Below are 22,704 nucleotides of genomic sequence, written 5' to 3'. Positions count from 1 at the left end.
AGAGGAGCAACACATGGGTTTTCTCGCCGGTAAGCGCGTCCTGATCGTCGGTGTCGCCAGCAAGCTGTCCATCGCATCCGGCATCGCTGCCGCCATGCATCGCGAGGGCGCTGAGCTTGCCTTCACTTATCAGAACGACAAACTCAAGGGTCGTGTCGAAGAGTTCGCACAAGGCTGGGGTTCGAGCCCTGAGCTGTGCTTCCCGTGCGACGTGGCCAGCGATGAAGAAATCGCCAAGGTCTTCGAAGCACTGAGCAAGAAGTGGGACGGCCTGGACTGCATCGTGCACTCCGTCGGCTTCGCCCCGGGCGACCAACTGGACGGCGACTTCACCGAAGCCACCACCCGTGAAGGTTTCCGCATCGCTCACGACATCAGCGCCTACAGCTTCGTGGCCCTGGCCAAGGCTGGCCGCGAAATGATGAAAGGCCGCAACGGCAGCCTGCTGACCCTGTCGTACCTGGGCGCCGAGCGCACCATGCCGAACTACAACGTAATGGGCATGGCCAAGGCTTCCCTGGAAGCTGGCGTACGTTACCTGGCCGGCTCCCTGGGCCCGGACGGTACTCGCGTCAACTGCGTATCGGCTGGCCCGATCCGCACCCTCGCCGCTTCCGGCATCAAGAACTTCCGCAAGATGCTGGCCGCCAACGAAGCGCAAACCCCGCTGCGCCGCAACGTCACCATCGAAGAAGTCGGCAACGCCGGCGCCTTCCTGTGCTCGGACCTGGCGTCCGGCATCAGCGGTGAAATCATGTACGTGGACGGTGGCTTCAACACCACGGCCATGGGCAGCCTCGAAGAGTAATCTTCGGCCAGCCAAAAAAACCCGCCTCCGCTGGCGGGTTTTTTATGCCTGCGATTTCTTGAAGTCAGCGCAAGACCCTGTGGGAGCGAGCTTGCTCGCGATAGCGATCTATCAGCCAGAAGAGATGGTGAATGTGATTGCCTCATCGTCGGAACGCCGCCCGGAGCAAGCTCGCTCCCACAGGGTCAGTGTTGAGTCAGACAGTTGGCAAATAACCGCTGAATCGGTTGATTACGTTGGCTGTAGCGCTGCAACAGGACGATCTCTCGATAGAAGGTCAGCTCGCCCAAGCGGATCACCCTGACCTTCGCCCCATGCTCCAGCCAAAGTCCCGCCTCCGGCAGCAGCGAAACCCCCAACCCACATTCGACCATTTTCACGATGGCCTCCAGTTCATCCAGCTCCAGCGCCACCTGCACCTCAATCTTCTGTTCGCGCAGAAACCGCGTCACCAGCCGCCCGCCAAACGAATTGCGGTCGTAGCGCACATGCGGGTGTTCGGCGAGCAGTTGCAACGGATCATCGCCGTCCAGGTCCGCCGGTACGATCAGCACGAACGGCTCCCGGCGAATCACCTGCGCGGACAATTCCTTGGGCAACTCAAACGGCGGCTTGATCAGGATCGCCAGGTCCACTTCTCCCGTGTCCACCTGGCTCAACAGATTCAGCGACACACCGGGCACCAGCTTGGGCTCCAGCAAGGGAGCCTGTTGGCGCAAGCGCAACAGCGCCTGGGGTAGCAGCCCGGTCTGGGCGGTGGCCACCGCGCCGATTTTCAGTTCGCCTCGGTACTCGCTGACATCGTCACTGACGGCCATGCGGCTGAAGGTTTCGAGCATTTCCCTGGCCATCGGCAACGCACGCTGCCCCGCCGCATTGAGCAGTGCCTGGCGACCGGTGCGGTCGAACAGACGGATGCCCAAGGCGCGTTCCAGGTTACGAATCTGCGCGCTGACCGCCGATTGTGTCAGGCCGATGTGCATACCCGCGGCGGCGAACGTGCCGTAACGCGCCACCGCGATAAAGGTTTTCAGTTCTCGCAGCATGGCGACCTCGATTGATCGAAATAATTTGAGCTCGATGCAAAAATTATCGTCTTTCAATCAAAAAACACAGGACTAAACTCAACACGTCCACACCCACCAACGAGGTTAGCCTGATGCAAATGTCCCCTTTTCATCTTGCCATCCCAGTCTACGACTTGCCGGCCGCCCGACATTTCTATGGTTCAGTGTTTGGTCTGGAAGAAGGTCGTTCCAGCGATCACTGGGTGGATTTCAATTTCTTCGGTCATCAACTGGTGATTCACCTGGCACCGAAAAACCCTGCGCAAGAAGCCGCGCACACCAATTCTGTGGATGGTCACGATGTGCCGGTGCCGCATTTTGGTGTGGTGCTCGGGATGGCCGAGTGGGAGGCGCTGGCCGAGCGGTTGAAGTCGCTGGGGACTCGCTTCGTGATCGAACCAGGGATTCGTTTTCAGGGGTCGGTAGGTGAACAGGCGACGATGTTTCTGTTTGATCCTTGCGGTAATGCGCTGGAGTTCAAGGCGTTCAAGGACATTGGGCAGTTGTTTGCCAAATAGGTGTTGTCTGTGAGGACGCCATCGCGAGCAGGCTCGCTCCCACAGTGGATTTGTGGCGTTCACAAAACCTGTGGGAGCGAGCCTGCTCGCGATGAGGCCCGCCAATACAACACAGCCCTAACGGCTCATCACACGCTCGGCCTCCTCCAGCAGGTCCTCGATTGAGTCATGAACAGTGGGGTCATATTCGACCTGGGTAACACTGAACCGAATGTCATAACTGCGATGCGCCGTGGCGTTGCGCTCATCGAGAATCTCATTGAGCCGGGCCTTGATCGCCTCAATCTCCACGACGCTGGAACCGGTCAGCAACGCCACGAACCGGTCGCCTTCGAGCCGGCCGACCACATCGCTTTCACGAAAACCGATACGCAGGACATCGGCAAACGTTTTCAGCGCATCGTCACCTTTGGCCCGGCCATACAGATAGCTCATGCGCTTGAATTCATCGAGGGTGAAGTACAGCAGCGTCGCCGGCGTCCCCAGCTCCCGGCAGGCGTCCAGCCCGAGCCGGGCCAGCGCGGTGAAGCCATGGCGATTGGATAACAGCGTCAGCTCGTCCATGCTCGCCATTTGCACGCCCGCCAGCTCTTGCTCTGCCTGGCGCACCAGATCCCGCAGCCGTTCACGTTCTTGCTGTGGCGTGAGCAACGGGTTTGCGGATCGGCCCGATTTGCCCGCTTTGCCTGAGATCAACATCGTTCACTCCTTGGCGGGTATGCACATTAGAGTCGCCCCTACCCGCATTGACTCCCTGTTAGCGTGCCGCTGGTCAGCTACCCGCCACCGGACACGGCCCTCCTGCATCGGCCCAGCGCTTGAACCGGGTGACGAAGATATCGTGCGGTACCGGCACCGGCGCGCGATTGCCGCCCGGATTCCAGCCCCACAGCACCAGCTTGTCGGCGCTGACGTGTTTGATCAGCGCGGCAAAATCCCGGTCGCCGTTACTGGAGCGATCCTTGATCATCGCGCACAGCCGGTCGGCCGGCAGGCCGATCCAGGCCATCCGCTGTGCTGCCGGTGGCAGGCTCCAGTGTGGCGCTCCGGGTGGCGCGTGCGGACCGTAGCTGGCCGGCGGGTTGCTTTGGGCATGGCACGTTGCACAGGGCAACCCGGCCGCRCCCTTGCCGTCCATGCCGCGCACGACATTCATCGCGTGGGGCACGCCGGCATCGAATTGCAGCGGCGAATCCCCGGGAATGTGGCAGTTCTGACAACGCGGGCTCTGGAAGACTTTCTGCACGGTGTCGAACGCCTGCAAGGCCTCGCGGTCTTCGGCGAACACGTGCGATGCGTAGGCGATGAGACAGATCAGGATCACCGTCCCAAGCACCCAATGATGTCGTTTCATCTCACACCCCCGACAGCTGCAACGGCAGCTCCCGCAGGCGCTGCCCGGTCAGGGCAAACACCGCGTTGGCCACCGCCGGCGCCGTGGGTGGCACACCGGCTTCGCCGATACCGCCGGGTTTGTCGCTGCTGGGCACGATATGCACTTCGACCACCGGCATTTCGTTGAGCCGCAGCACCTGATAGTCGTGATAGTTTGATTGCACCACCTGCCCGTCCTTGAGCGTCAGTTTGCTGTGCAAGGCGAAGCTGAGGCCGAAGGTAATGCACGACTCCATCTGCGCGGCGATGCTCTGCGGGTTGACCGCAATGCCGCAGTCCACCGCACACACCACCCGGTGCACACGGATGGCGAGGTTGTCCTGGGACACCTCGGCCACCTGCGCCACATAGCTGCCGAACGACTCATGCACCGCTACACCTAGCGCATGACCGTCCGGCAGCGGCGCCTTCCAGTTGGCTTTCTCCACTGCGAGGTTCAGCACACCGAGGTGGCGCGGATGGTCCTTGAGCAAGGTGCGTCGATATTCCACCGGATCCTTGCCGGCCGCCGTGGCCAGTTCATCGATCAGCGATTCCATGACAAACGCAGTGTGGGTGTGCCCCACCGAACGCAACCACAACACGCTGATCCCGGTTTTCGGTGAGTGCAGTTCGATCTGGTGATTGGCCAGTCCTTCGAAGTAGGGGCTGTCGGCCACGCCTTCGACGGAGGTCTTGTCGATCCCGTCCTTGACCATGCTCGCTTCAAGGGAAGTCCCGGCCATGATCGACTGTCCGACCATCACATGTTTCCACGCCAGCGGCAGGCCGTCGGTACCCAGCCCGATACGCGCATGGTGCAGGAACGCCGAGCGGTAATAGCCACCGCGGATATCATCCTCCCGCGCCCACACGGTTTTCACCGGTGCACCAGCGGCCTTGGCGACGTACACCGCTTCGCTGACGAAGTCCGAGGTCGGATTGGCCCGACGCCCGAAGCCGCCACCGAGAAACTCGGTATGGATCTCGACCTGCTCTGGTTTCAGCCCGGTGATTTTCCCGGCAACCATCTGGTCCAGAGTCTGGAACTGGGTGCCGGTCCAGATTTCGCACTTGTCCTTGGTGATGCTCACGGTGCAGTTCAATGGCTCCATCGGCGCGTGGGCCAGATAAGGCACGCTGTATTCAGCGTCGATGGTCTTGGTCGCTTTCGCCAGCGCAGCCTGGGTATCACCCGCTTGACCGGCATTCATTCCGGGGGTAGTGACGAGTTTGCGGAAGCTTTCCAGCAACGCCTTGCTATTGAGCCCGGCGTTCGGCCCCGGGTTCCACTCGATTTTCAGCGCATCGCGCCCCAGCTTCGCCGCCCAATAATGGTCAGCAATCACCGCGATGCCGGTCGGCACTTGCACCACTTTGTGTACGCCGGGAATCGCCAGCGCTTCGGCGCCTTCGAAGGATTTGACGCTACCGCCGAAGGTGGGTGAACGGGCGACCATCGCCGTCATCAGCCCGTCGAACTGCACGTCCATGCCGAATTTCGCCCGGCCGGTGATTTTCTCCGGCGTGTCCAGGCGCTTGGTGGGTTTGCCGATCAGCCGCCAGTCTTTGGCGTCCTTGAGTTTGATCGAGGCCGGGTCCGGCCGTGGCAACTGCCCGGCGTCGTCGGCCAGTTCGCCATAGGTGGCACGGTGTTCACCGGCGATGACCACGCCCGACTCGGTATGAATCTCGGACGGCGCGACGTTGAAACGCTTGGCCGCCGCGTCGATCAACATCAAGCGCGCCGCCGCGCCGGCTTGGCGATAGCGGTCGAACTCCATCCAGGTCGAGGTCGAGCCGCCGGTGATCTGCATCCCGCCAAACCCGGGCATGCCGTAATCGGCGGCCGATGCCGGGGAGTGCTCGACGCGGATTTTCGACCAGTCGGCGTCCAGCTCTTCAGCGATCAGCATGGTCAGGCCGGTCCAGATGCCCTGGCCCATTTCCGAGTGACCCAGCAATACGGTGACGCTGTTGTCATTGCCAATGCGCAGAAAGGCGTTTGGCGCAAACACGTTGCCCTGGTTCTCCGCGCCCATGGCAAAACGGTGGGCACTGGGCATGACAAACGCTACCACCAGCCCACCGCCCAGCAACGCACTGCCCTTGAGAAAACCACGGCGCGATAATGCGTTGATGCTGTTCATGGCCACCTCATCCCAGCTCCGCGGCGCGTTTGACCGCCGCGCGAATCCGCGGGTAAGTGCCGCAACGGCAGATGTTGCCGGACAGTGCCTGATCGATGTCGCTGTCGGTCGGCTTCGGAATCTTCGCCAGCAACGCCGCCGCCGACATGATCTGCCCGGACTGGCAGTAACCACACTGGACCACGTCAAGTTCCGCCCAGGCCTGTTGCACCGGGTGCGAACCGTCCGCAGACAGGCCTTCGATGGTGAGAATCTTTTGCCCATCGGCCACAGCGGTGGCCGGTGTGATGCAGGAGCGCAGCGGCGCGCCATCGACATGCACGGTGCAGGCTCCGCACTGGGCTATGCCACAGCCGAATTTGGTGCCGGTGAGGTGGGCGACATCGCGCAAGACCCAGAGCAGCGGCATGTCGGCGGGGACATCCAGTTCCTGATCCTGGCCATTGATGTTCAGGGTGAGCATGGCGCAGTTCCTCAGACTCACAGTGATCTGAAGGGGCGTCGCTGCGGCCTTGTACAACCTGCGCGCGCCTCGGGTTATCCCTTCAGCTAAGCGCAAATTTGCCGGCAGGCTGAGGCGCATCGACCACCGGTCATGAAAAAGCCGCCTCGAAGGACGGCTCTGAGGGGCTTCGCTAGAGCCTCGGACCCAACAAAATACCGGTGTAACGCCAGACAAAAACACCGAAAGCGCTACACCACAGCAACGCCGACAGCGCCAACCCATACCCGGAAAAAGGCACCAGCCATACCCGACACGCACCCGCCAGCAACAACAGGACAAACCCCGCAACGATCGCCCTGGACGGCTGCAACAAACGCCCGGTATGCCCCAGGCTGACCCGCGCAATCATCGCCAGGATCAACCCGCCGATACCGCCGACGGCCAGCGAATGGGTGGCCAGGCTTTGCTGCGGCATCCAGCCCAGGTGCCACAGCGCCATCGCCAGCGTCGCCACCGCGAGCCAGGCGTAAGCCAGGTACAGCGACCACAGCAGCGGCACGCGCCACAGGCCACGATCATGCCAGCGCCACAATCGCAGCAGATGCAAACCGCTGATCAACGCAAACAACAGCGCCAGCCACACACGGGGGACGTCGTTCAATCCGGCGCCAAAGGATACCGCCGCCAACATGGCGCTGATCAGCAACACCTTGCCCGGCAACGGATGGGCCGCAGGCGTTGCGGGCCGGTTCAGGCCGCGCTGGACAAAGAAGGGAATCACCCGCCCGCCGATCACGCTCATCAGCGCGCCCACCAGCCACAAGGCGGCCAGCACGCCATGACGTTGCAGACTGGCGTCATCAACGACCAACCCCATCAACGTGAGCGCCTGACACCCGGCCAGCAGCGTCACCATCAACAGAATCGGATAATTCTCGCGTTTACCCGCAGCCAGCAGATCGCGCCCCAACGCCCACGCCAGCAATGGCAGAAACGGGACTTGCAAGGCCAGCAGCAAGGGCACCGGTATCGGCAGGCACCAGGCCAGCCGCGCCAGCAGCCACACCAGCACCAGACCGATCAGCGGCCAGCCCTTGAGCCCCGGCCGGCCGGTCCAGTTGGGCACCGCCGTGAGCAGGAACCCGGCAATGATGGCCGAGGCAAATCCGAAAGGCATTTCATGTCGATGCCAGGTGAGCATGCCGCCCGGCGGTTGCGCACCGGGCAAGCGGCCGTACAACCACAAGGCCCAGATCGCCACGGCGACGGCGGCGAAACCGGCCCCGACCAGAAAGAACGGGCGAAAGCCCAGACTGAAAACCGGTGCAACGGCAAGTCGGCGCATCATGCCAACACCCGGACCGGGCCTCGGCTCGACAGATGAAGAACGTTCTGAGGGTTGCTGAAGAAGTTGAACATTTTGCGTACTCCTGAAGGCGTTCAGTTGTACGTTTATCTGTTCAAGTCCCGTGCCAGCTCTTTACCCCTTCAGATCCAGGTATTTGCGTTCACACGAGTCATAAAGACTCGCCACACAAATAGTCTGTTTGACTCTACACAAAGTCATTTCGACTACACCATCGCAACCCTGCGACAATTTTCTCGATCTACGGTACGGCCGAACGACCAGAGGCTGACTACGCTGAAAGTCCGGGACATGCGCAACCTGCAGAGGAGTTGGCACCATGCAACGCGTACAAAAACTCACGCCCTGCCTGTGGTTCGACGATCAGGCCGAAGAGGCAGCGAAATTCTATTGTTCGATCTTCGACCATTCGAAAATCACTGCCGTCACCTACTACGGCCACGCCGGTTTCGAGTTCCATGGCCGGCCGGAAGGTTCGATCATGACCGTCAGCTTCGAACTCGACGGGCAGAGTTTCACCGGTCTCAACGGCGGGCCGCTGTTCAAGTTCAGTGAGGCGGTGTCGTTTCAGGTCAATTGCCTGAGCCAGGAAGAAGTCGACCATTACTGGGGCAACCTGTCGGCCGGTGGCGCGCCCGAGGCCCAGCAATGCGGTTGGCTCAAGGACAAGTTCGGGCTGTCGTGGCAGATCGTGCCCGTGGCGATGATGGACATGATCAAAGACCCCGACACGAAAAAATCCCAACGGGCCATGCAGGCGATGATGCAGATGAAAAAACTCGATATTGCGGCATTGCAGCGCGCCTTTGACGGCGAGAGCTAATACACTCGGGCGCTGACCTGCCGAGGAGTGAGCATGAAGCACGCCGTTGCCAAGAACGCCAACAAGGCCCCGCGCTTCTGGCGCGATGACGCCCTGCCCTTCATCGAAGCCCGCTCCATCGCCGACGGGCGCGAAGTCTGCTACACCCGGCACGCCCACGAGCACTTTTCCATCGGCGCGATCACCGCCGGACGCAGTACTTATCTGCATGAGCAGTCGGCGTTCGAGGTCAGCGTCGGCACGGTGGTGCTGATGAACCCCGGTGACGTCCACGCCTGCAACCCGATCGAAGACCAACCCTGGTCGTACCTGATGCTGTACGTCGATACGCCGTGGCTGACCGATTTGCAGCATCAGCTCGGGTTCAGCGATGACGCGGTGTTTCGCCGCTTTTCGGCGATCCATACGCGGGACGCCAGCCTGTTTACCGGCCTCGCGGACTTGTATGAAATGTTGGTCGATCCGCGGCAGGATGTCCTGTGCAAACACAGTGCGGCCGTGGAGTTTTTCACTGATGTGCAGCAGCGATTGAACCCGATCGACCCACCGCTGCGTGAACCCAATTTCAAGCTGGAGCGCGCAGCCGATTACATCCGCGACCACTGCACGCAAACCCTCAGGCTCGAAGACATCTGCGAGGCGGCGCAACTGTCACCGTCCTACCTGATCCGCGCCTTCAAACAGCATTACGGCATGACGCCCCACGCGTTCCTGGTAAACCGGCGCATCCAGTTCGCCCAGGATCAATTGCGCAGCGGCAAGCTGATCGCGGACGTGGCACTGGAAGCGGGATTCGCCGATCAGGCGCATTTTCAACGGGCGTTTAAACAGCATCTGGCGGCGACACCGGGGCAGTATCGCGGTTGAATCCGAGGCTTTGGCCAGATCTGTGGCTTTGGTTGAGTCTGTGTCTTTGGCTGAATCTGGGGGTGAGGGGGCTTGTCGTTAAGGCAACAACAGATATACCGCACTCACCACCAGCAACAACGCCATGGCGCGATTGAACAGGCGCATACCCGCCGGGTTATTCAGAAAACCGCGCAAGAACGTCCCGGCATAAGCCCAGCAACCGACCGACACATAGCAGATCACCAGATAAATCGCCGCGAACTGCCACACCAGCCGCGCCTCGCCATCAGCGACAAACGCGCCCATGCCAGCCACGCAGGCCAGCCAGGCCTTCGGGTTGAGCCATTGCATGATGGCGCCATACAGCATCGACGGGGCTTGGGCCGCTTCCCTGGTTTGCACCTGCCCGTTGTCAGCCGCCAGCCTGAAGGCCATGAACAACAGAAAGGCTACGCCCGCCCATTGCACCCCCTGCGTCAGCGCCGGCCATTGTTGCAACAACTCATGCAGGCCCAATCCCATCAGCACCAGCAGCAAGACAAACCCCAGCGTGGCCCCCGCCACATGGCGCTGACTGGCCCTGAAGCCGAACCGGGCGCCGGAGCTCAACGCCACAATATTGACCGGCCCCGGTGTGATCGAGGCGACCAGTGCAAACGCCGCCATGGACATCATCAGACTCATTGCACACCTTCTTCCATCGAGTTGAACAAGGCCCTCAAGGTAAAGAGCCGAGCGGCTCGCGTATTGAAGAAAACTGCCCTGTATCGCTATGACCCTGTATCTCTATGAGAAGTAACCCACGACGCTTTTCACTTTGCTCAATGCAATGCGCAGCGAGTCCATGTCCACGGAGCCCAATGCCAGGCGTATCGCGTGCGGCACATGAGCCGAAATCGCAAAGGGCTCGGCCGGCGACACCGACACCTGCTCGCGCATCAGCGCCATGGCGATCTGGTCGGCCCGGGCGTCATCCGCCAACGGCAGCCAAATGAAGTAGGAGTTCGGGTGACTGATGGTCCTGAGCCCCGCCAGCACCTCGCGGGCCAGGGCCTGCCTGGCCTGGGCGTCCGCGCGTTTTTGTGATTCCAGTTGGCTGACAGTGCCATCGTCGAGCCAGGCCGTGGCGATGGCGGTCATCACGCCTGGGGTGTTCCAGGTGGTCGCCATGATGGTGCGCTCGAAGGCGGCGACCCATTGCGCGGGTGCGGCAATGAAGCCAACGCGCAGCCCGGTGGCGACATTTTTCGACAGCCCCGACACGTACACCGTCCGCTCAGGCGCCATCTCGGCCAGCGGTGGCGGTACGTTTTCGGCCAGAAACGCGTAGGCCGCATCCTCGATGATCGTCAGGTCATGCCGACGCGCGATCGCTACCAGTTGCTCGCGCTGCACGGTGTCCATCACCCAGCCCAAGGGGTTATGCAAGGTCGGTATCGAGTACACGGCTCGCACCGATCGGCTGCGGCAGAGTTTTTCCAGGGCGGGCAGATCAGGCCCGCTTTGCGTGACCGGAATGGGCAAGACTTCCAGATGCAGGGTTTCGGCCAGCGTCTTGAAACCGGGATAGGTCAGCGCATCGGCGGCGATCACATCGCCGGGCTTGAGCAGCGTCATCATCGCCACCGCCAGGCCATGCTGGGCGCCGCTTACGATCAACACCTGTTCGGCCGGCACGTGCAGCCCGCGGTCAAGCAGATGGCGTGCGACCGAGGCCCGCTCGTGCAGGCGTCCCGCGTGGGGCTGATAACGCAGGAGGGATTCCAGGTCACCGGACAGCGCCAGTTGACGCAAGGCAGTGCGCAGCAGGTCGGCCTGACCGGGCAAGGACGGGTAATTGAAATTCAGGTCGATCATCCCCGCCGCCACCACGTGCTGCGAGATACCCTGCCCCGGCGGCAGCGAGGTTTCCCTGACAAAGGTTCCGCGACCGGTTTCGCCGCTGACCAGCCCCATGCCTTCCAGCTCGGCATACACCCGGCTGGCGGTGACCAGTGCCAAACCATGCTCGGTTGCCAGTTGCCGGTGAGTCGGCRGGCGCGTGCCGGGCGGCAAACGCCCGGAACGGATTTCGGCGGCAAAGGCATCCACCAGGGTTTTATAGCGGGATCGAGGCATGTCGAGATGTATCCATGACAATTTTTTGATTGTATCGATAGTCGCTCATACGATGAGTTTCGTGCAATCAGACAACGAGCGTGAGCCAAATGGAACGGACCTCGAACCTGCAACACCAGACGCTGGAAAACAGCACCAGCGGCTGGATCAACGGCCTGATCGGCGTGGTGATTTTCAGCGGTTCGCTGCCGGCGACACGGGTGGCGGTGCTGGAGTTCGATCCGCTGTTCCTGACGGTCGCGCGCGCGACCATCGCTGCGATCCTGGCGCTGTGCCTGCTGGGGTTATTCAAGGAAAAACGTCCGGCGCGCCAGCAACTGATACCGCTGATCATCGTCGCCCTGGGCGTGGTCATCGGCTTTCCCCTGTTGACCGCGCTGGCGCTGCAATACGTGACGTCCGCGCACTCCATCGTCTTCGTCGGCTTGTTGCCCCTGGCGACAGCAGTGTTCGGCGTCTTGCGCGGCGGCGAGCGGCCACGGGCGGCGTTCTGGATTTTCTCGGTGCTGGGCAGCCTGCTGGTGGTCGGCTTTGCCCTGTCCCAAGGGCTGACCGCTTCCCCGCAAGGCGACATTCTGATGCTGCTGGCCATCCTCGCCTGCGGCCTGGGTTATGCCGAAGGCGCGAAGCTGTCGCGCACGCTCGGTGGCTGGCAGGTGATTTCCTGGGCGCTGGTGCTGTCGCTGCCGGTCGTGGCGGCGCTGAGCTGGATGCGCATGCCGGCTTCGTTCACCGGCATCAGCACGCCGGCCTGGTTCAGCCTGGCTTACGTCTCACTGTTCAGTATGCTGATCGGTTTCGTGTTCTGGTATCGCGGACTGGCCCAAGGGGGCATCGCCGCCGTTGGGCAATTGCAACTGCTTCAGCCGTTTTTCGGGCTTTCCCTGGCCGCCACCCTGCTGCATGAGCATGTCAGCCTCGGCATGCTGGGTGTCACCGTTGCCGTGATCCTCTGCGTCGCCGGGGCGAAAAAATTCGCCAAATAGCCCGGTGTACGGTGGTTTGCGCCCATGAATGTACGAGCCTGACCACCGCTGAACCGTGATGAAAACGGCACGGATTGCCGGCCTGACGCCTATGCATGCGGCCCCGCAACCAAACATCACTCCCCGTTCAGCGCATTGATGATAGGGCAAGCGGCTCCGCCGCCGGCATCGCATTGCTGCACCAGCTCGCCCAGCACCTGCTGCATTGCTGCAAGGTCGGCCATCTTTTTCTCGATCATGGCCAGCTTTCGCACGGCCAGTGCCCGAGTCTCGCTACAAGCGCTGGCTGCATCCAGTGTCAGCAGTGCACCCACCTCATCCAGTGTGAATCCCAGCGCCTGTGCCCGTTTAATAAAGCGCAGCCGCTTGACCTGCTCCGGTAGATAGTACCGATATCCACCGAGCGGCTTTGGCGGCTCATCCAGCAAGCCGCGTCGCTGGTAATAGCGAATAGTCTCGATGTTCACTCCGGCAGCTTCCGCCAATTTGCCGATACTCATTTCCATCGCTATCACACGCCCCTTGATTCTGTACCTAGGTACGGAGTGTAGAGTGACTCTAGGTTAGACCGATTCAATGGAGAAGACGATGGTTCAACAAATTGGCAAGGGGACGAATGCGGGCGTTCCCTCCACCGTGCACAAATGAGGCCGCCATGAGAGCCATCATCCTCGAATCCGTGTTGACCTGCCCACATTGCAGTTTCRCCAAGCAGGAAGCCATGCCCACAGATGCCTGTCAGTTTTTCTATGAATGTGGCAATTGCAGGACTCTGTTACGCCCAAATCCCGGTGACTGCTGTGTGTTCTGCTCGTTTGGCTCGATGAAGTGTCCGCCGATCCAGGAGCAGCGCGGATGCTGTGGCATCGGGACGGATGCACCCCCACACGTGGGGAAGCCCATTTTTGGGGGGGAGATTTAGGGTCGGCTTTCGCCTGGAGGAAGTAGCTTGGAACGCAGAGTTAAAGGTCCAAGGCTTGCGGCCAAGCGTCTTTCACTCAAATGGCCTGATTATTGCTCTATTGCTCATACGAGCTCCCAATTTACCAGGCACCAACGTAAAAGCAGCGGTTATGGGAGGTGTGTCATGTGGAATCAGCCTCTGATGCTTGTGGTGATCTACCTCACGATCACCCTCAGCATCGGCTGGTTGTGGTCCATTGCCATCCTGTATTGGCTTTGATCCAGGGGAAAAGTGAATCACTACCTGATTTTATAAACACAAATGATCGGCAGCTTCACGCCCCGAGGAAGTCAGTCAACCAAAATCGAGGTACTGATGCGCAACTCGAACTCATCGGACTCCATCCCGGGCTTGTCCAGGGTGCGCAGCTGGATCAGCCGATCATTGATCAAAGCCGTGATGTCGGCGCCATTGGCGACGATGCGAAACCTGGGGATCATGGAATTTTTCCAAAAAAAACCCGCACAAGGCGGGTATGAAAGTAAGGAGCTTGAGTTATCAAGCGGCACGAGTGTAGACCATCAATCCCATAGCGTGACCTGTTCCTGTGCAGCTGCGGCTTCGGTGCTGCTAATGGCTCGTCGTGCCTGAGGGATTTTTATTTGTGGTCGATTGCCTTCCGGTCCGAAATTCGCTGTCGATTTTCCGGTGGAGGCCACCCGTGACGCGATCTATGCTGCGCCCATGAACCTACAAAAAACGCTGCTTCCGCCCCGTGCCGAGATGGTTCGCGCCATGCTTGAACGAGACACTTCCTACGAGGGGGTGTTCTTCACGGCGGTCAAGACCACAGGCATCTTCTGCCGCCCCGGTTGCACCGCCCGCAGCCCTAAGCCTGAGAATGTCGAGTTCTTTGCCAACGCAGAACAATGTCTGGCGGCGGGCTATCGCGCCTGCCTGCGCTGCAAGCCGATGGACACCGCCGCCAGCGCGCCGGACTGGGTGCAGAAACTGTTTACATCGGTAGACAGCGACCCGGAACAGCGCTGGAGCGACGCCCATCTGCTGGCCGAAGGCATCGAACCGCTGAAATTGCGCCGCTGGTTCAAGCAGCATTTCGGCATGACCTTCCACGCGTGGCTGCGCGCCCGGCGTCTGGGCATGGCGCTGGGCGGGATCAAACAGGGCGACTCCATCGACGACGTTGCTTTCGATTCCGGTTACGAGTCCCTGAGCGGTTTTCGCGACGCTTTCCAGAAGTCGTTTCACATCACCCCGGGCCGCGCGGCCAATAGCGAGCCGCTGCTGTTCACACGCCTGACCACACCGCTGGGACCGATGATCGCCATGGCCGAACGGCGTGGACTGGTGCTGCTGGAGTTTCTCGACCAGGCCTCGCTGAACCCGGCGGTCGAGGCGCTGCAAAACCGTTTCGGTTATGCCGTGGCGCCGGGTCACAACGCGCATTTGCAGCAGATCGAAGCGCAATTGCCCGCGTATTTTGCCGGCACGCTCACCGAGTTCAGCGTGGCCTTGCACATGCCCGGCAGCGAGTTCTCCCGTCGGGTCTGGGCCGAACTGGCGAAGATCCCTTACGGCCGGACCACCACCTACGGCGCCATCGCGGCGAGGCTGGGCAAGCCCGGCGCCAGCCGCGCAGTGGGCCTGGCCAACGGGCATAACCGCTTATCGATTGTCGTGCCGTGCCACCGCGTGATCGGCGCCGACGGCTCGTTGACCGGCTACGCTGGAGGCCAGCCGCGCAAGGCGTTTTTGCTCAGGCTGGAGAACGCGGCGGTGCAGCTCACGGAGCAACTGGCGCTCTGATCCCCAACGTCTTTTTCATAAGGAAGGAAGCTCGATGGACAGGCTCGACAATCAACTGCACCAACTGCATCACGAGGGTTTGCTGATCCTCACCAACGTCGCCGATGCCGCTGGGGCGCGGCTGGTGGAGCAACTGGGCAACAAGGCCGTGGCCACCAGCAGCGCGGCGGTGGCCTGGGTGCATGGCTACCCGGACGGCAACACCCTGCCCCTTGAGCGCCTGGTCTCGACCGTCGAGTCGATTGCCCGGGTCATTTCGGTGCCGCTGACCGTGGACATCGAGGCCGGTTACTCCGATGACCTGGAACGGGTGGCCCAGGTAGTTGATGCGGTCATCGCCGCGGGCGCCGTCGGGATCAATATCGAAGACGGTTCCTCACCGCCGGAGTTGTTGGTACGCAAGATTGAAACCGCCCGCCAGGTGGCCGATCGCCGTAACGTGAACCTGTTTATCAATGCGCGCACCGATGTCTACCTGCGGGGTCTGGTGCCTGCCGAAGATCGCGTCGCGGAAACTCTCAGGCGCGCCGCGCTGTATCAAGCAGCCGGGGCCAATGGCCTGTTTGCGGCGGGCGTTACCGCCGAGTACGAGATCAAGGCGCTGTGCCAAGGCACCTCGCTGCCGCTGAATGTGCTCGGCTTCCCGGGCCTGCCGTCGCCCGAAGCGCTTGAAGCACTTGGCGTACGTCGTCTGACCGCCGGTTCAGGCATCGCCGAGTTCCTCTACGGCGCCATGGCTGGCATCGTCAAAAGTTTTCTGCAAACCGGCAAGTTCGATAGCCACGACCTGAAGGCCTTGACCTATGGCGAAGTGAACGCCCTGTTGAAACCGTCCGGGAAAGCCTGAGCCCATGTCTGACGGCTATCGGGCGGCCAGTGAGTTCCTGGCCGCCATCGATGACGACTGGCGCCGCCACATCGACGCCATCGGTCCGTGTCTGCACCAGCCGCATGCGGCGCGTGATCCGTATGAGTCACTGGTGCGGGCGATTGCCTATCAGCAACTGCATGCCAAGGCCGGCGATGCGATTGTCGGTCGGCTGCTGGCGCTGTTCGGTTCGGGTTCGTTTCCCAGGCCTGAACAGATTGTCGCGGCAGATTTCGACCAATTGCGCAGTTGCGGCTTTTCCGCGAGCAAGATCGCGACCATCCAGGGTATCGCCCAGGCGTCGCTGGACGGCGTGGTACCGGATTACGCCACGGCGCTGGCCATGGACGATGAAGCGCTGATCGAACGCCTGATCACGTTGCGCGGAGTGGGTCGCTGGACCGTGGAGATGCTGCTGATCTACAGCCTGGAACGGCCGGATATCCTGCCGGCCGATGACTTTGGCGTGCGTGAGGGTTATCGACGGCTCAAGGGCCTGGAGGTGCAGCCGACGCGCAAGCAGATGATCGAGATCGGGTTGGCGTGGAGCCCTTATCGGACGGTGGCCTCGTGGTATTTGTGGCGGGTGCCCAACCGGTAGACCGCGTTTTCGTTCATCGCGAGCAAGCTCGCTCCCACATGGACTTCTGTGTAAATAAAATCTTTGGCAGACACAAAACCTGTGGGAGCGAGCTTGCTCGCGATGACGTCAGTAGCGGCACCTCATCATCCAAAACCAATCACAACCCCGACTTCAACCGACTGAACGCCCGGATCAGCGCCCGGTTGAACGCCTTGCCATTGTCATTCTTGCTGTACAGCGAAGCCCTGACCGCAGCTGTCGGATACGTCCCCGGATCGTTGCGAATCGCCGGGTCGACCAAACCGTCCGCCGCCGTGATCGCATTGGCGTAATGGATAGTGTCGGTGATCGGCGCAATCACTTCCGGGGTCATCAAATAGTCCATCAATGCCAGGCCGGCCTTCGGATGCGGCGCATCCTTGGGAATGACCATGGCATCGAACCAGATTAGCGTACCCTCCTGCGGAATCCGGTACTTAAGCGAATACGGTTTGCCCGCCACCTCGGCCTGGCCCACCGCGATGCCCACGTTGCCGTTCCACGACATCGCCACGCAGGTGTTGCCGTTGGCCAGGTCGCTAATGTTCAGGTCGTTGTCGAAGTAACGAATGTAGGGCCGAATCTTCGCCAGTTGCTGTTCGGCCAGTTTCAGGTCATCGAGGTTCTGGCGGTTGATGTCCAGGCCCATGTATTTCATGACCGCTGCGAACACTTCGTTGGGATCGTTGAGCAGGCTGACCCCGCAATCGGCGAATTTCGAGACCACGGCCGGGTCGAACAGCATCGCCCAACTGTCGGTCGGCGCGTCGGGCAGGCGCTGTTTCACGGCCTGTTCCTGATAACCCACGCCCGTGGTGCCCCAGGCGTAGATCCCGGCATATCGGTTGCCTGGATCGAACACCGCCATGTGCTGGCGGAACTCCTCGCCGACGCCGGCAAAGTGCGGCAGTTGCTGCTTGTCGACCATCTGCACCGCGCCACTCTCGATGGCCCGGGACAGATGCTGCCCCGCCGTCAATACCAGGTCGTAGCCACTGCGGCCGGTCAGCAGCTTGGTCTCGACGGTTTCCAGGGAATCGAAGTGGTCGGCCACCACATGGATGCCGGTTTTCGCTTCAAAATTCTTCAAGGTGTCCGGGGCCAGGTATTCACCCCAGATGTACAGGTTGACCACCGGCCTGGCGCTGTCGGCGGCCTGCACACACAGGGGTGCAAGCACCAGCAGTATTGCTTGAGTCAGTTTGTGCAGGCCCATGGTTACGCTCCCTTTTTGCTGGAAGTAGTGGCGGCGTACTGCGGCATGGTGATGCATGCGACGTTGCCGCCACCGAGGAGGATTTCCCGGGAGTTTTCGATGCCGACGACGCTGTGCTTCGGGAACAATTCGGCCAGGGTCGCCAGCGCCACTGTGTCGTTGCGATCACCAAACAGCGGCACCACGATGGCACTGTTGCCGGCGTAGTAATTGATGTAAGACGCACAGATTTTCGTCCCGGCCTGGCGGGTATAGGTGCTGTCCTGCTGATCCAGCCTCTCGGCTTCTTCGGCCGTCCACTCCAGCACATCCGGCTGCGGCAGCTTGTGCACGATCAATTCGCGGCCACGGCTGTCGCGGGTGCTGCGCAGAATGTCGTAGGCCTCCTGATAGATTTCCCACTGCGGGTCGTCACGGTTGTCGGTCCATTGCAGCACCACTTCACCAGGACGCACGAAACACGCGAGGTCGTCGACGTGGCCATCGGTTTCGTCGAACTTGCAGCCCCGGGGCAGCCAGATCACCTGCTCGGCGCCGAGGTAGTCGGTCAGACGGCGGGTGACTTCGTCCTTGCCCAGATGCTGGTTGCGGTTGCGGTTGAGCAGGCATTGCTCGGTAGTGAGGATGCTGCCCTGGCCGTCGCTCTGGATGCCACCCATTTCGGCGATCAACGGCGCGCGATAGCGGTCGAAGCGTTCGATTTCGAGGATTTTGCTGGCGATCTGGTCGTCCTTGTCCCACGGGTAGTACAAGCCGCCGTCGAGCCCGCCATAGGCGTTGAATTCGAAATCGACGCCGCGCACTTCGCCACTCTGATCATTGACCACAAAACACGGGCCGCTGTCGCGGAACCAGGTGTCGTTGCAAGTCATTTCCACCACACGCACTTGCGGTGGCAACTGGCGGCGCGCAGTGGCGAACTGTGCCGCCGACGCGCACACAGTGACTGGCTCGCTCATGGAAATGGCAGTAACGATCTGTACCCAGACTTTCTGCGCAGGCTTGGCACCGTTGCGCCAGACGTCAGTGCGCTCCGGCCAGCCCAGCCAGCAACCGGACTTGGCTTCGAATTCGCCGGGCAGACGGAAACCGTCCTGTTTGGGAATGGTGTCAAGCAAGCGGGCCATGGTCAAACCTCTTCAGCGGGGATTGGAATGACCACAGGCTAAGGGCGTTGATGACTGGCTCGCCAACGATGATTATTTCGGAACACTTGAATTCAACTCATCAATCTAGCAACTGATCGTTGAACCACTCCAGCATCTGCGCCACCGCCGGACGTTCCAGCCGCACCCGTTCACACACCAGCGCGTATTGGCCCAGGGCGGTCATGCTCGACGTAAACGGGCGGACCAGCCGACCGCTGAGCAAATCCTCCTGGGCCGTCAGGTTGTCGCCCATGGCCACGCCCTGCCCTTGCGCCGCGGCCTCCAGCGCAAGCCCCGCATGGGCGAAATACAACTGGCGGTCCGGGCGTTGGTCGCCGGCATGGCTGGTGAGCCACGCGGTCCAGGTCTTGCCGTCCTGGTCGTCGTGTAGCAGGCAATGGCGAGCCAGATCCTTCGGGGTTTTCAGCGTGCCCTGGTTGAACAGGCCGGGACTGCACACCGGAAAGAACTGCAATGCCGGCAGCGGCCGGACGAAATACGCGGTGCTGTCCACGGGGCCTGTGCCGTAGGTGATCGCCAGGTCGATGTCTTCCCCGGGCGCCGTGGCGTCGATCGGTTGTTCGTACAGATGCAAGGTGATGTGCGGGTAACGCGCGTAGAAATCCGTGAGACGACTCATCAGCCACTTTTGCGCCAGCTCGGCGGTGACCGCCAGACGCAACACCGCCAGGGATGAGGGATCGCGCAGCTCGTCGCAGGCATCGCCAATCAACTCGAAGGCCTGTTGCAAACTCTGCATCAGGCGCCCGGCGGCCAGGGTCGGGCGAATCTGCCGGCCCTCGCGCACGAACAGCGATACACCGAGCTGCTCTTCGAGCTGGCGAATCTGGTGGCTGACCGCGCTGTCGGTGACACACAACTCGGCCGCCGCCCGGCCGAAATGGGCATGACGGGCAGCGCATTCGAAGGTTCGCAGGGCTGCCAGGGAAGGTAATCGTCGCATCAGGTCATGTCCCGGTTTCGAGGGGGACATGCTGACTCGGCAGTTGGTGGGCGTCCAGTGGGACCGCGTTATCGTTCATCGCAGGCAAGCCAGCTCCCACAGGGGAATGCATTCTAATGCGGGAGCGGTGGTGCGACGATTCGACTTGCTCGCGAAGGCGTCGGCACCATCACTGCATATCTTCTAGGCTGAACGGGATCACTCTGCCAACGGAGACCAGCATGCAACTCGAAGGCTCCTGCCATTGCGGTGCGGTGTCATTCAGCCTGACCAGTGCCCACCCCTACCCCTATCAACGCTGCTATTGCTCGATCTGTCGCAAGACCCAGGGCGGGGGCGGCTTTGCGATCAACCTCGGGGGCGATGCCGCCAGCCTCAAGGTTCGCGGACGCAAACACATCGCGATTTACCATGCGCGACTCAAGGAAGAAGGCGACAAACGCGCCCACAGCAGCACCGCCGAGCGGCATTTCTGTTCGGTGTGCGGCTCGGGTCTGTGGTTGTTCAGCCCTGAATGGCCCGAGTTGATTCACCCCTTCGCCTCGGCGATCGACACCCCGCTGCCGGTGCCGCYAGAGCACACGCACCTGATGCTGGGTTCAAAGGCATCATGGGTGGAAGTCGAGGCGCAGCCCGGAGATCTACAGTTCGATCTGTACCCCGAAGAGTCCATCGCGCAATGGCATGAACGACTGGGTTTGAGCCGTTCATGACTGGGTGGTGCGGGATTACGCCGCTACCGGCACACCACTATGAAAACGGAACTCCACGTCCGGCGACTCGATCAGTTCCTGCTCGGCGGCGCGGACCTTGTCGATCACCAGGGCGATGTCCCTGGCGTCGCCGTACTGACAGGCCAGTTTCAGGTAACCCTGGAAATGCCGGGCCTCGCTCTTGAGCAGACCGAAGTAAAACTTGCCCAGTTCTTCGTCCAGATGCGGTACCAGCGCTTCGAAACGCTCGCAACTGCGGGCCTCGATGAATGCCCCCACCACCAATGTGTCCACCAGTTTCACCGGCTCGTGACTGCGTACCACCTTGCGCAGCCCCGACGCGTAACGCCCGGCGGACAGCTGGCGCAGTTCGATCTTGCGGCGCTTCATCAGGCGCATGACCTGTTCGTGGTGCACCAGCTCTTCCCGGGCCAGGCGCGACATCATGTTGATCAGGTCGACGTGGGAGTGATACTTGGCGATCAGGCTCAACGCGGTGCTGGCAGCCTTGAATTCGCAGTTCTTGTGGTCGATCAGCAGGGTTTCCTGATCGGCCAGCGCGGCCTGGATCCAGCCGTCGGGGGTGCGGCAGCCAAGGAACTCGTGAATTTCGGGAAGGATCATGGGGCTCACGGACAAATAGGTTCAAACGAAGGGCGCCGATTATACCGGCCTGCCCGCAGACCACCAGTCGCCAACCGTTGATATGCATCAAGTCCCCGAATCGCAGACAGCAACTATAGTTGTGCAACGCCGTGCTTTTTTATTGTCAGGAGATCGCGCTCATGCAAGCCGTACGCAGCATTCTGGTGGTCATCGACCCCGAACACTCCGAAAGCCTGGCGCTCAAACGGGCGAAGTTGATCGCCGGTGTGACCCAGGCGCAGTTGCATCTGCTGGTGTGCGATCCCAAGCATGATCACAGCGCCATGCTGGGTGTGCTCAAGGCCGCGTTACTTGCGGACGGCTACACCGTCACCACCGAGCAGGCCTGGAATCAGAGCCTGCACGAAACCATCGTCGATGTGCAGCAGGCGGAAGGTTGCGGCCTGGTGATCAAGCAACACTTTCCCGACAGCGCACTGAAAAGGGCCCTGCTGACACCCGAGGACTGGAAATTGCTGCGCCAATGCCCTTCCCCGGTACTGCTGGTGAAAACCGCTGGTTCATGGAAAGACAAAGTGATCCTGGCAGCCGTCGACGTGGGCAACGCTGACGGCGAACATCGCCATCTGCACAACACCATCATCGATCATGGCTATGACATCGCAACCCTGGCCAAGGCCCACTTGCACGTGATCAGCGCCCACCCGTCGCCGATGCTGTCGTCAGCCGACCCGACGTTTCAACTCAGCGAAACCATCCAGGCGCGCTACCGCGAGCAATGCAAGTCGTTCCAGGCTGAATTCGACATTGACGATGAACACCTGCACATCGAGGAAGGCCCGGCGGATGTGCTGATTCCGTTCATGGCGCACAAGCTGCAGGCGGCAGTGACGGTGATCGGCACCGTGGCGCGTAGCGGGTTGTCAGGGGTGTTGATCGGTAATACGGCGGAAGTGGTGCTGGATGCGGTCGAGAGCGATGTGCTGGTGCTCAAGCCGATGGAAGTGGCGGATCATCTTGAGGAAATTGCCGGCAAGCATTGAGATCTGTGCCGTCTGGTAAATCGCCATCGCGGGCAAGCCCGCTCCCACATCTATGGTTACCCCCTTTTCTGCAATACTGTTGTTGATGTCGTGTTTGGCTTGCTTTCATCTATCCGGCGTCTGAGTTGGGGTTGTGGCCCCCGCGCCTCGATGAGAATCGATGCCCAACGACCCTAATTAGGGGAACGGCCTTGCAGCCGTGTGAGAGCCCAGGGTTGTCGTCAGGCCGGTTGGCCGTTCATGTCATCAGTTATCCAGCATCGCAAAACCAGGTGCGCAAAACCAGGTG

24 protein-coding genes and 1 pseudogene are annotated in these 22,704 nt (G+C 61.2%); 11 read left to right on the top strand and 14 right to left on the bottom strand.

Going from position 1 to position 22,704, the window contains the following annotated elements; genetic code table 11:
• The first annotated feature begins 13 nt into the window (after positions 1-13).
• Complete coding sequence (fabI, locus tag AC1DU9_RS23120) at positions 14-808, top strand: enoyl-ACP reductase FabI (RefSeq protein ID WP_150754704.1); 795 nt, start codon at positions 14-16, stop codon at positions 806-808.
• A 185-nt stretch (positions 809-993) separates the two neighbouring features.
• On the opposite strand, the gene AC1DU9_RS23115 is transcribed toward fabI, so the two are convergent.
• A complete protein-coding gene (locus AC1DU9_RS23115; protein ID WP_223461824.1) occupies positions 994-1,854 on the bottom strand; it encodes a LysR family transcriptional regulator in 861 nt (286 codons plus the stop codon).
• Positions 1,855-1,967: 113 nt separating this feature from the next.
• Here AC1DU9_RS23115 and AC1DU9_RS23110 point away from each other — a divergent pair, with 113 nt between their 5' ends.
• Entirely contained in the window at positions 1,968-2,393 is a 426-nt protein-coding gene (locus AC1DU9_RS23110) for a VOC family protein (protein WP_477810837.1), read from the top strand.
• Between the two features lie 117 nt (positions 2,394-2,510).
• Here AC1DU9_RS23110 and AC1DU9_RS23105 read toward each other — a convergent pair whose 3' ends face one another.
• From AC1DU9_RS23105 to AC1DU9_RS23085, 5 genes are all read right to left on the bottom strand, one after another.
• Positions 2,511-3,092, bottom strand: coding sequence for a GGDEF domain-containing protein (locus AC1DU9_RS23105; RefSeq protein WP_223461828.1), 582 nt, complete (start codon positions 3,090-3,092; stop codon positions 2,511-2,513).
• Between the two features lie 73 nt (positions 3,093-3,165).
• The gene (locus AC1DU9_RS23100) at positions 3,166-3,747 is read right to left on the bottom strand and encodes a hypothetical protein (protein WP_477810836.1); all 582 of its coding nucleotides are present in this window, start codon (positions 3,745-3,747) and stop codon (positions 3,166-3,168) included.
• A 1-nt stretch (position 3,748) separates the two neighbouring features.
• Positions 3,749-5,917: a xanthine dehydrogenase family protein molybdopterin-binding subunit gene (locus AC1DU9_RS23095; protein WP_477810835.1), complete on the bottom strand. Its 2,169-nt coding sequence runs from the start codon at positions 5,915-5,917 to the stop codon at positions 3,749-3,751.
• Positions 5,918-5,924: 7 nt separating this feature from the next.
• Positions 5,925-6,380 carry a (2Fe-2S)-binding protein gene (locus AC1DU9_RS23090; RefSeq protein ID WP_223461834.1) on the bottom strand — a complete coding sequence of 152 codons (456 nt, stop codon included), beginning with the start codon at positions 6,378-6,380 and terminating at the stop codon, positions 5,925-5,927.
• A 172-nt stretch (positions 6,381-6,552) separates the two neighbouring features.
• Positions 6,553-7,707: an NnrS family protein gene (locus AC1DU9_RS23085; protein WP_457266191.1), complete on the bottom strand. Its 1,155-nt coding sequence runs from the start codon at positions 7,705-7,707 to the stop codon at positions 6,553-6,555.
• 340 nt (positions 7,708-8,047) lie between these two features.
• Here AC1DU9_RS23085 and AC1DU9_RS23080 point away from each other — a divergent pair, with 340 nt between their 5' ends.
• Entirely contained in the window at positions 8,048-8,551 is a 504-nt protein-coding gene (locus AC1DU9_RS23080) for a VOC family protein (RefSeq protein WP_457266177.1), read from the top strand.
• A 33-nt stretch (positions 8,552-8,584) separates the two neighbouring features.
• Positions 8,585-9,418, top strand: a complete 834-nt coding sequence (locus tag AC1DU9_RS23075) for an AraC family ligand binding domain-containing protein (protein WP_477810834.1) — start codon at positions 8,585-8,587, stop codon at positions 9,416-9,418.
• A 78-nt stretch (positions 9,419-9,496) separates the two neighbouring features.
• Here the strand turns inward: AC1DU9_RS23075 and AC1DU9_RS23070 are convergent, their stop codons facing one another.
• Together AC1DU9_RS23070 and AC1DU9_RS23065 are read right to left on the bottom strand one after the other, a co-directional pair.
• Positions 9,497-10,084: a LysE family translocator gene (locus AC1DU9_RS23070; RefSeq protein ID WP_477810833.1), complete on the bottom strand. Its 588-nt coding sequence runs from the start codon at positions 10,082-10,084 to the stop codon at positions 9,497-9,499.
• 102 nt (positions 10,085-10,186) lie between these two features.
• Complete coding sequence (locus AC1DU9_RS23065; protein ID WP_477810832.1) at positions 10,187-11,518, bottom strand: aminotransferase-like domain-containing protein; 1,332 nt, start codon at positions 11,516-11,518, stop codon at positions 10,187-10,189.
• A gap of 89 nt (positions 11,519-11,607) precedes the next feature.
• Between AC1DU9_RS23065 and AC1DU9_RS23060 the strand changes: the two genes are divergently transcribed.
• On the top strand, positions 11,608-12,504 hold the full coding sequence (locus AC1DU9_RS23060) for a DMT family transporter (RefSeq protein ID WP_477810831.1): 897 nt from the start codon (positions 11,608-11,610) through the stop codon (positions 12,502-12,504).
• A gap of 116 nt (positions 12,505-12,620) precedes the next feature.
• Here AC1DU9_RS23060 and merR read toward each other — a convergent pair whose 3' ends face one another.
• Positions 12,621-13,016, bottom strand: coding sequence for an Hg(II)-responsive transcriptional regulator (gene merR, locus AC1DU9_RS23055; RefSeq protein WP_223461973.1), 396 nt, complete (start codon positions 13,014-13,016; stop codon positions 12,621-12,623).
• A gap of 104 nt (positions 13,017-13,120) precedes the next feature.
• Here merR and AC1DU9_RS23050 point away from each other — a divergent pair, with 104 nt between their 5' ends.
• Entirely contained in the window at positions 13,121-13,426 is a 306-nt protein-coding gene (locus tag AC1DU9_RS23050; RefSeq protein WP_477810830.1) for a GDCCVxC domain-containing (seleno)protein, read from the top strand.
• Between the two features lie 356 nt (positions 13,427-13,782).
• On the opposite strand, the pseudogene AC1DU9_RS23045 reads toward AC1DU9_RS23050, so the two are convergent.
• Positions 13,783-13,908, bottom strand: a pseudogene (locus AC1DU9_RS23045) (phage late control D family protein); the annotation flags it as partial.
• 244 nt (positions 13,909-14,152) lie between these two features.
• Between AC1DU9_RS23045 and AC1DU9_RS23040 the strand changes: the two are divergent.
• The 3 genes from AC1DU9_RS23040 to AC1DU9_RS23030 are packed head-to-tail and all read left to right on the top strand — an operon-like array spanning position 14,153 to position 16,704.
• Positions 14,153-15,235, top strand: a complete 1,083-nt coding sequence (locus tag AC1DU9_RS23040) for a bifunctional transcriptional activator/DNA repair enzyme AdaA (RefSeq protein WP_223461848.1) — start codon at positions 14,153-14,155, stop codon at positions 15,233-15,235.
• Positions 15,236-15,269: 34 nt separating this feature from the next.
• Positions 15,270-16,082, top strand: a complete 813-nt coding sequence (locus AC1DU9_RS23035; protein ID WP_477810829.1) for an isocitrate lyase/PEP mutase family protein — start codon at positions 15,270-15,272, stop codon at positions 16,080-16,082.
• 4 nt (positions 16,083-16,086) lie between these two features.
• Positions 16,087-16,704, top strand: a complete 618-nt coding sequence (locus AC1DU9_RS23030; protein ID WP_223461852.1) for a DNA-3-methyladenine glycosylase family protein — start codon at positions 16,087-16,089, stop codon at positions 16,702-16,704.
• A gap of 139 nt (positions 16,705-16,843) precedes the next feature.
• On the opposite strand, the gene AC1DU9_RS23025 is transcribed toward AC1DU9_RS23030, so the two are convergent.
• From AC1DU9_RS23025 to AC1DU9_RS23015, 3 genes are all read right to left on the bottom strand, one after another.
• Positions 16,844-17,941 carry an extracellular solute-binding protein gene (locus AC1DU9_RS23025; protein WP_477810828.1) on the bottom strand — a complete coding sequence of 366 codons (1,098 nt, stop codon included), beginning with the start codon at positions 17,939-17,941 and terminating at the stop codon, positions 16,844-16,846.
• A 2-nt stretch (positions 17,942-17,943) separates the two neighbouring features.
• Positions 17,944-19,068: an agmatine deiminase gene (gene aguA, locus AC1DU9_RS23020; protein ID WP_477810827.1), complete on the bottom strand. Its 1,125-nt coding sequence runs from the start codon at positions 19,066-19,068 to the stop codon at positions 17,944-17,946.
• A 100-nt stretch (positions 19,069-19,168) separates the two neighbouring features.
• Positions 19,169-20,053, bottom strand: coding sequence for a LysR substrate-binding domain-containing protein (locus AC1DU9_RS23015; protein ID WP_008017542.1), 885 nt, complete (start codon positions 20,051-20,053; stop codon positions 19,169-19,171).
• A gap of 221 nt (positions 20,054-20,274) precedes the next feature.
• Here AC1DU9_RS23015 and AC1DU9_RS23010 point away from each other — a divergent pair, with 221 nt between their 5' ends.
• On the top strand, positions 20,275-20,766 hold the full coding sequence (locus tag AC1DU9_RS23010; protein WP_477810826.1) for a GFA family protein: 492 nt from the start codon (positions 20,275-20,277) through the stop codon (positions 20,764-20,766).
• A gap of 15 nt (positions 20,767-20,781) precedes the next feature.
• Here AC1DU9_RS23010 and AC1DU9_RS23005 read toward each other — a convergent pair whose 3' ends face one another.
• Positions 20,782-21,390: a MiaE family protein gene (locus tag AC1DU9_RS23005; protein ID WP_223461861.1), complete on the bottom strand. Its 609-nt coding sequence runs from the start codon at positions 21,388-21,390 to the stop codon at positions 20,782-20,784.
• Between the two features lie 161 nt (positions 21,391-21,551).
• On the opposite strand from AC1DU9_RS23005, the gene AC1DU9_RS23000 reads away from it, so the two are divergent.
• A complete protein-coding gene (locus AC1DU9_RS23000; protein WP_223461863.1) occupies positions 21,552-22,415 on the top strand; it encodes a universal stress protein in 864 nt (287 codons plus the stop codon).
• Positions 22,416-22,704 lie beyond the last annotated feature (289 nt).

It is taken from the genome of Pseudomonas sp. P4_C1 (assembly GCF_056402155.1).
Note: the sequence above shows the minus strand (reverse complement) of the source record. Positions and strands in the feature narration are given on the sequence as shown.

Bases quoted from the DNA above. Each gene is read 5' to 3' on its own strand.
- AC1DU9_RS23040 (WP_223461848.1), top strand. From the start codon at position 14,153: ATGAACCTACAAAAAACGCTGCTTCCGCCCCGTGCCGAGATGGTTCGC.
- AC1DU9_RS23025 (WP_477810828.1), bottom strand. From the start codon at position 17,941: ATGGGCCTGCACAAACTGACTCAAGCAATACTGCTGGTGCTTGCACCC.
- AC1DU9_RS23030 (WP_223461852.1), top strand. From the start codon at position 16,087: ATGTCTGACGGCTATCGGGCGGCCAGTGAGTTCCTGGCCGCCATCGAT.
- AC1DU9_RS23115 (WP_223461824.1), bottom strand. From the start codon at position 1,854: ATGCTGCGAGAACTGAAAACCTTTATCGCGGTGGCGCGTTACGGCACG.
- AC1DU9_RS23110 (WP_477810837.1), top strand. From the start codon at position 1,968: ATGCAAATGTCCCCTTTTCATCTTGCCATCCCAGTCTACGACTTGCCG.
- AC1DU9_RS23035 (WP_477810829.1), top strand. From the start codon at position 15,270: ATGGACAGGCTCGACAATCAACTGCACCAACTGCATCACGAGGGTTTG.
- AC1DU9_RS23080 (WP_457266177.1), top strand. From the start codon at position 8,048: ATGCAACGCGTACAAAAACTCACGCCCTGCCTGTGGTTCGACGATCAG.
- AC1DU9_RS23075 (WP_477810834.1), top strand. From the start codon at position 8,585: ATGAAGCACGCCGTTGCCAAGAACGCCAACAAGGCCCCGCGCTTCTGG.
- AC1DU9_RS23000 (WP_223461863.1), top strand. From the start codon at position 21,552: ATGCAAGCCGTACGCAGCATTCTGGTGGTCATCGACCCCGAACACTCC.
- AC1DU9_RS23060 (WP_477810831.1), top strand. From the start codon at position 11,608: ATGGAACGGACCTCGAACCTGCAACACCAGACGCTGGAAAACAGCACC.
- fabI (WP_150754704.1), top strand. From the start codon at position 14: ATGGGTTTTCTCGCCGGTAAGCGCGTCCTGATCGTCGGTGTCGCCAGC.
- AC1DU9_RS23070 (WP_477810833.1), bottom strand. From the start codon at position 10,084: ATGAGTCTGATGATGTCCATGGCGGCGTTTGCACTGGTCGCCTCGATC.
- AC1DU9_RS23015 (WP_008017542.1), bottom strand. From the start codon at position 20,053: ATGCGACGATTACCTTCCCTGGCAGCCCTGCGAACCTTCGAATGCGCT.
- AC1DU9_RS23090 (WP_223461834.1), bottom strand. From the start codon at position 6,380: ATGCTCACCCTGAACATCAATGGCCAGGATCAGGAACTGGATGTCCCC.
- aguA (WP_477810827.1), bottom strand. From the start codon at position 19,068: ATGGCCCGCTTGCTTGACACCATTCCCAAACAGGACGGTTTCCGTCTG.
- AC1DU9_RS23005 (WP_223461861.1), bottom strand. From the start codon at position 21,390: ATGATCCTTCCCGAAATTCACGAGTTCCTTGGCTGCCGCACCCCCGAC.
- AC1DU9_RS23085 (WP_457266191.1), bottom strand. From the start codon at position 7,707: ATGCGCCGACTTGCCGTTGCACCGGTTTTCAGTCTGGGCTTTCGCCCG.
- AC1DU9_RS23105 (WP_223461828.1), bottom strand. From the start codon at position 3,092: ATGTTGATCTCAGGCAAAGCGGGCAAATCGGGCCGATCCGCAAACCCG.
- AC1DU9_RS23095 (WP_477810835.1), bottom strand. From the start codon at position 5,917: ATGAACAGCATCAACGCATTATCGCGCCGTGGTTTTCTCAAGGGCAGT.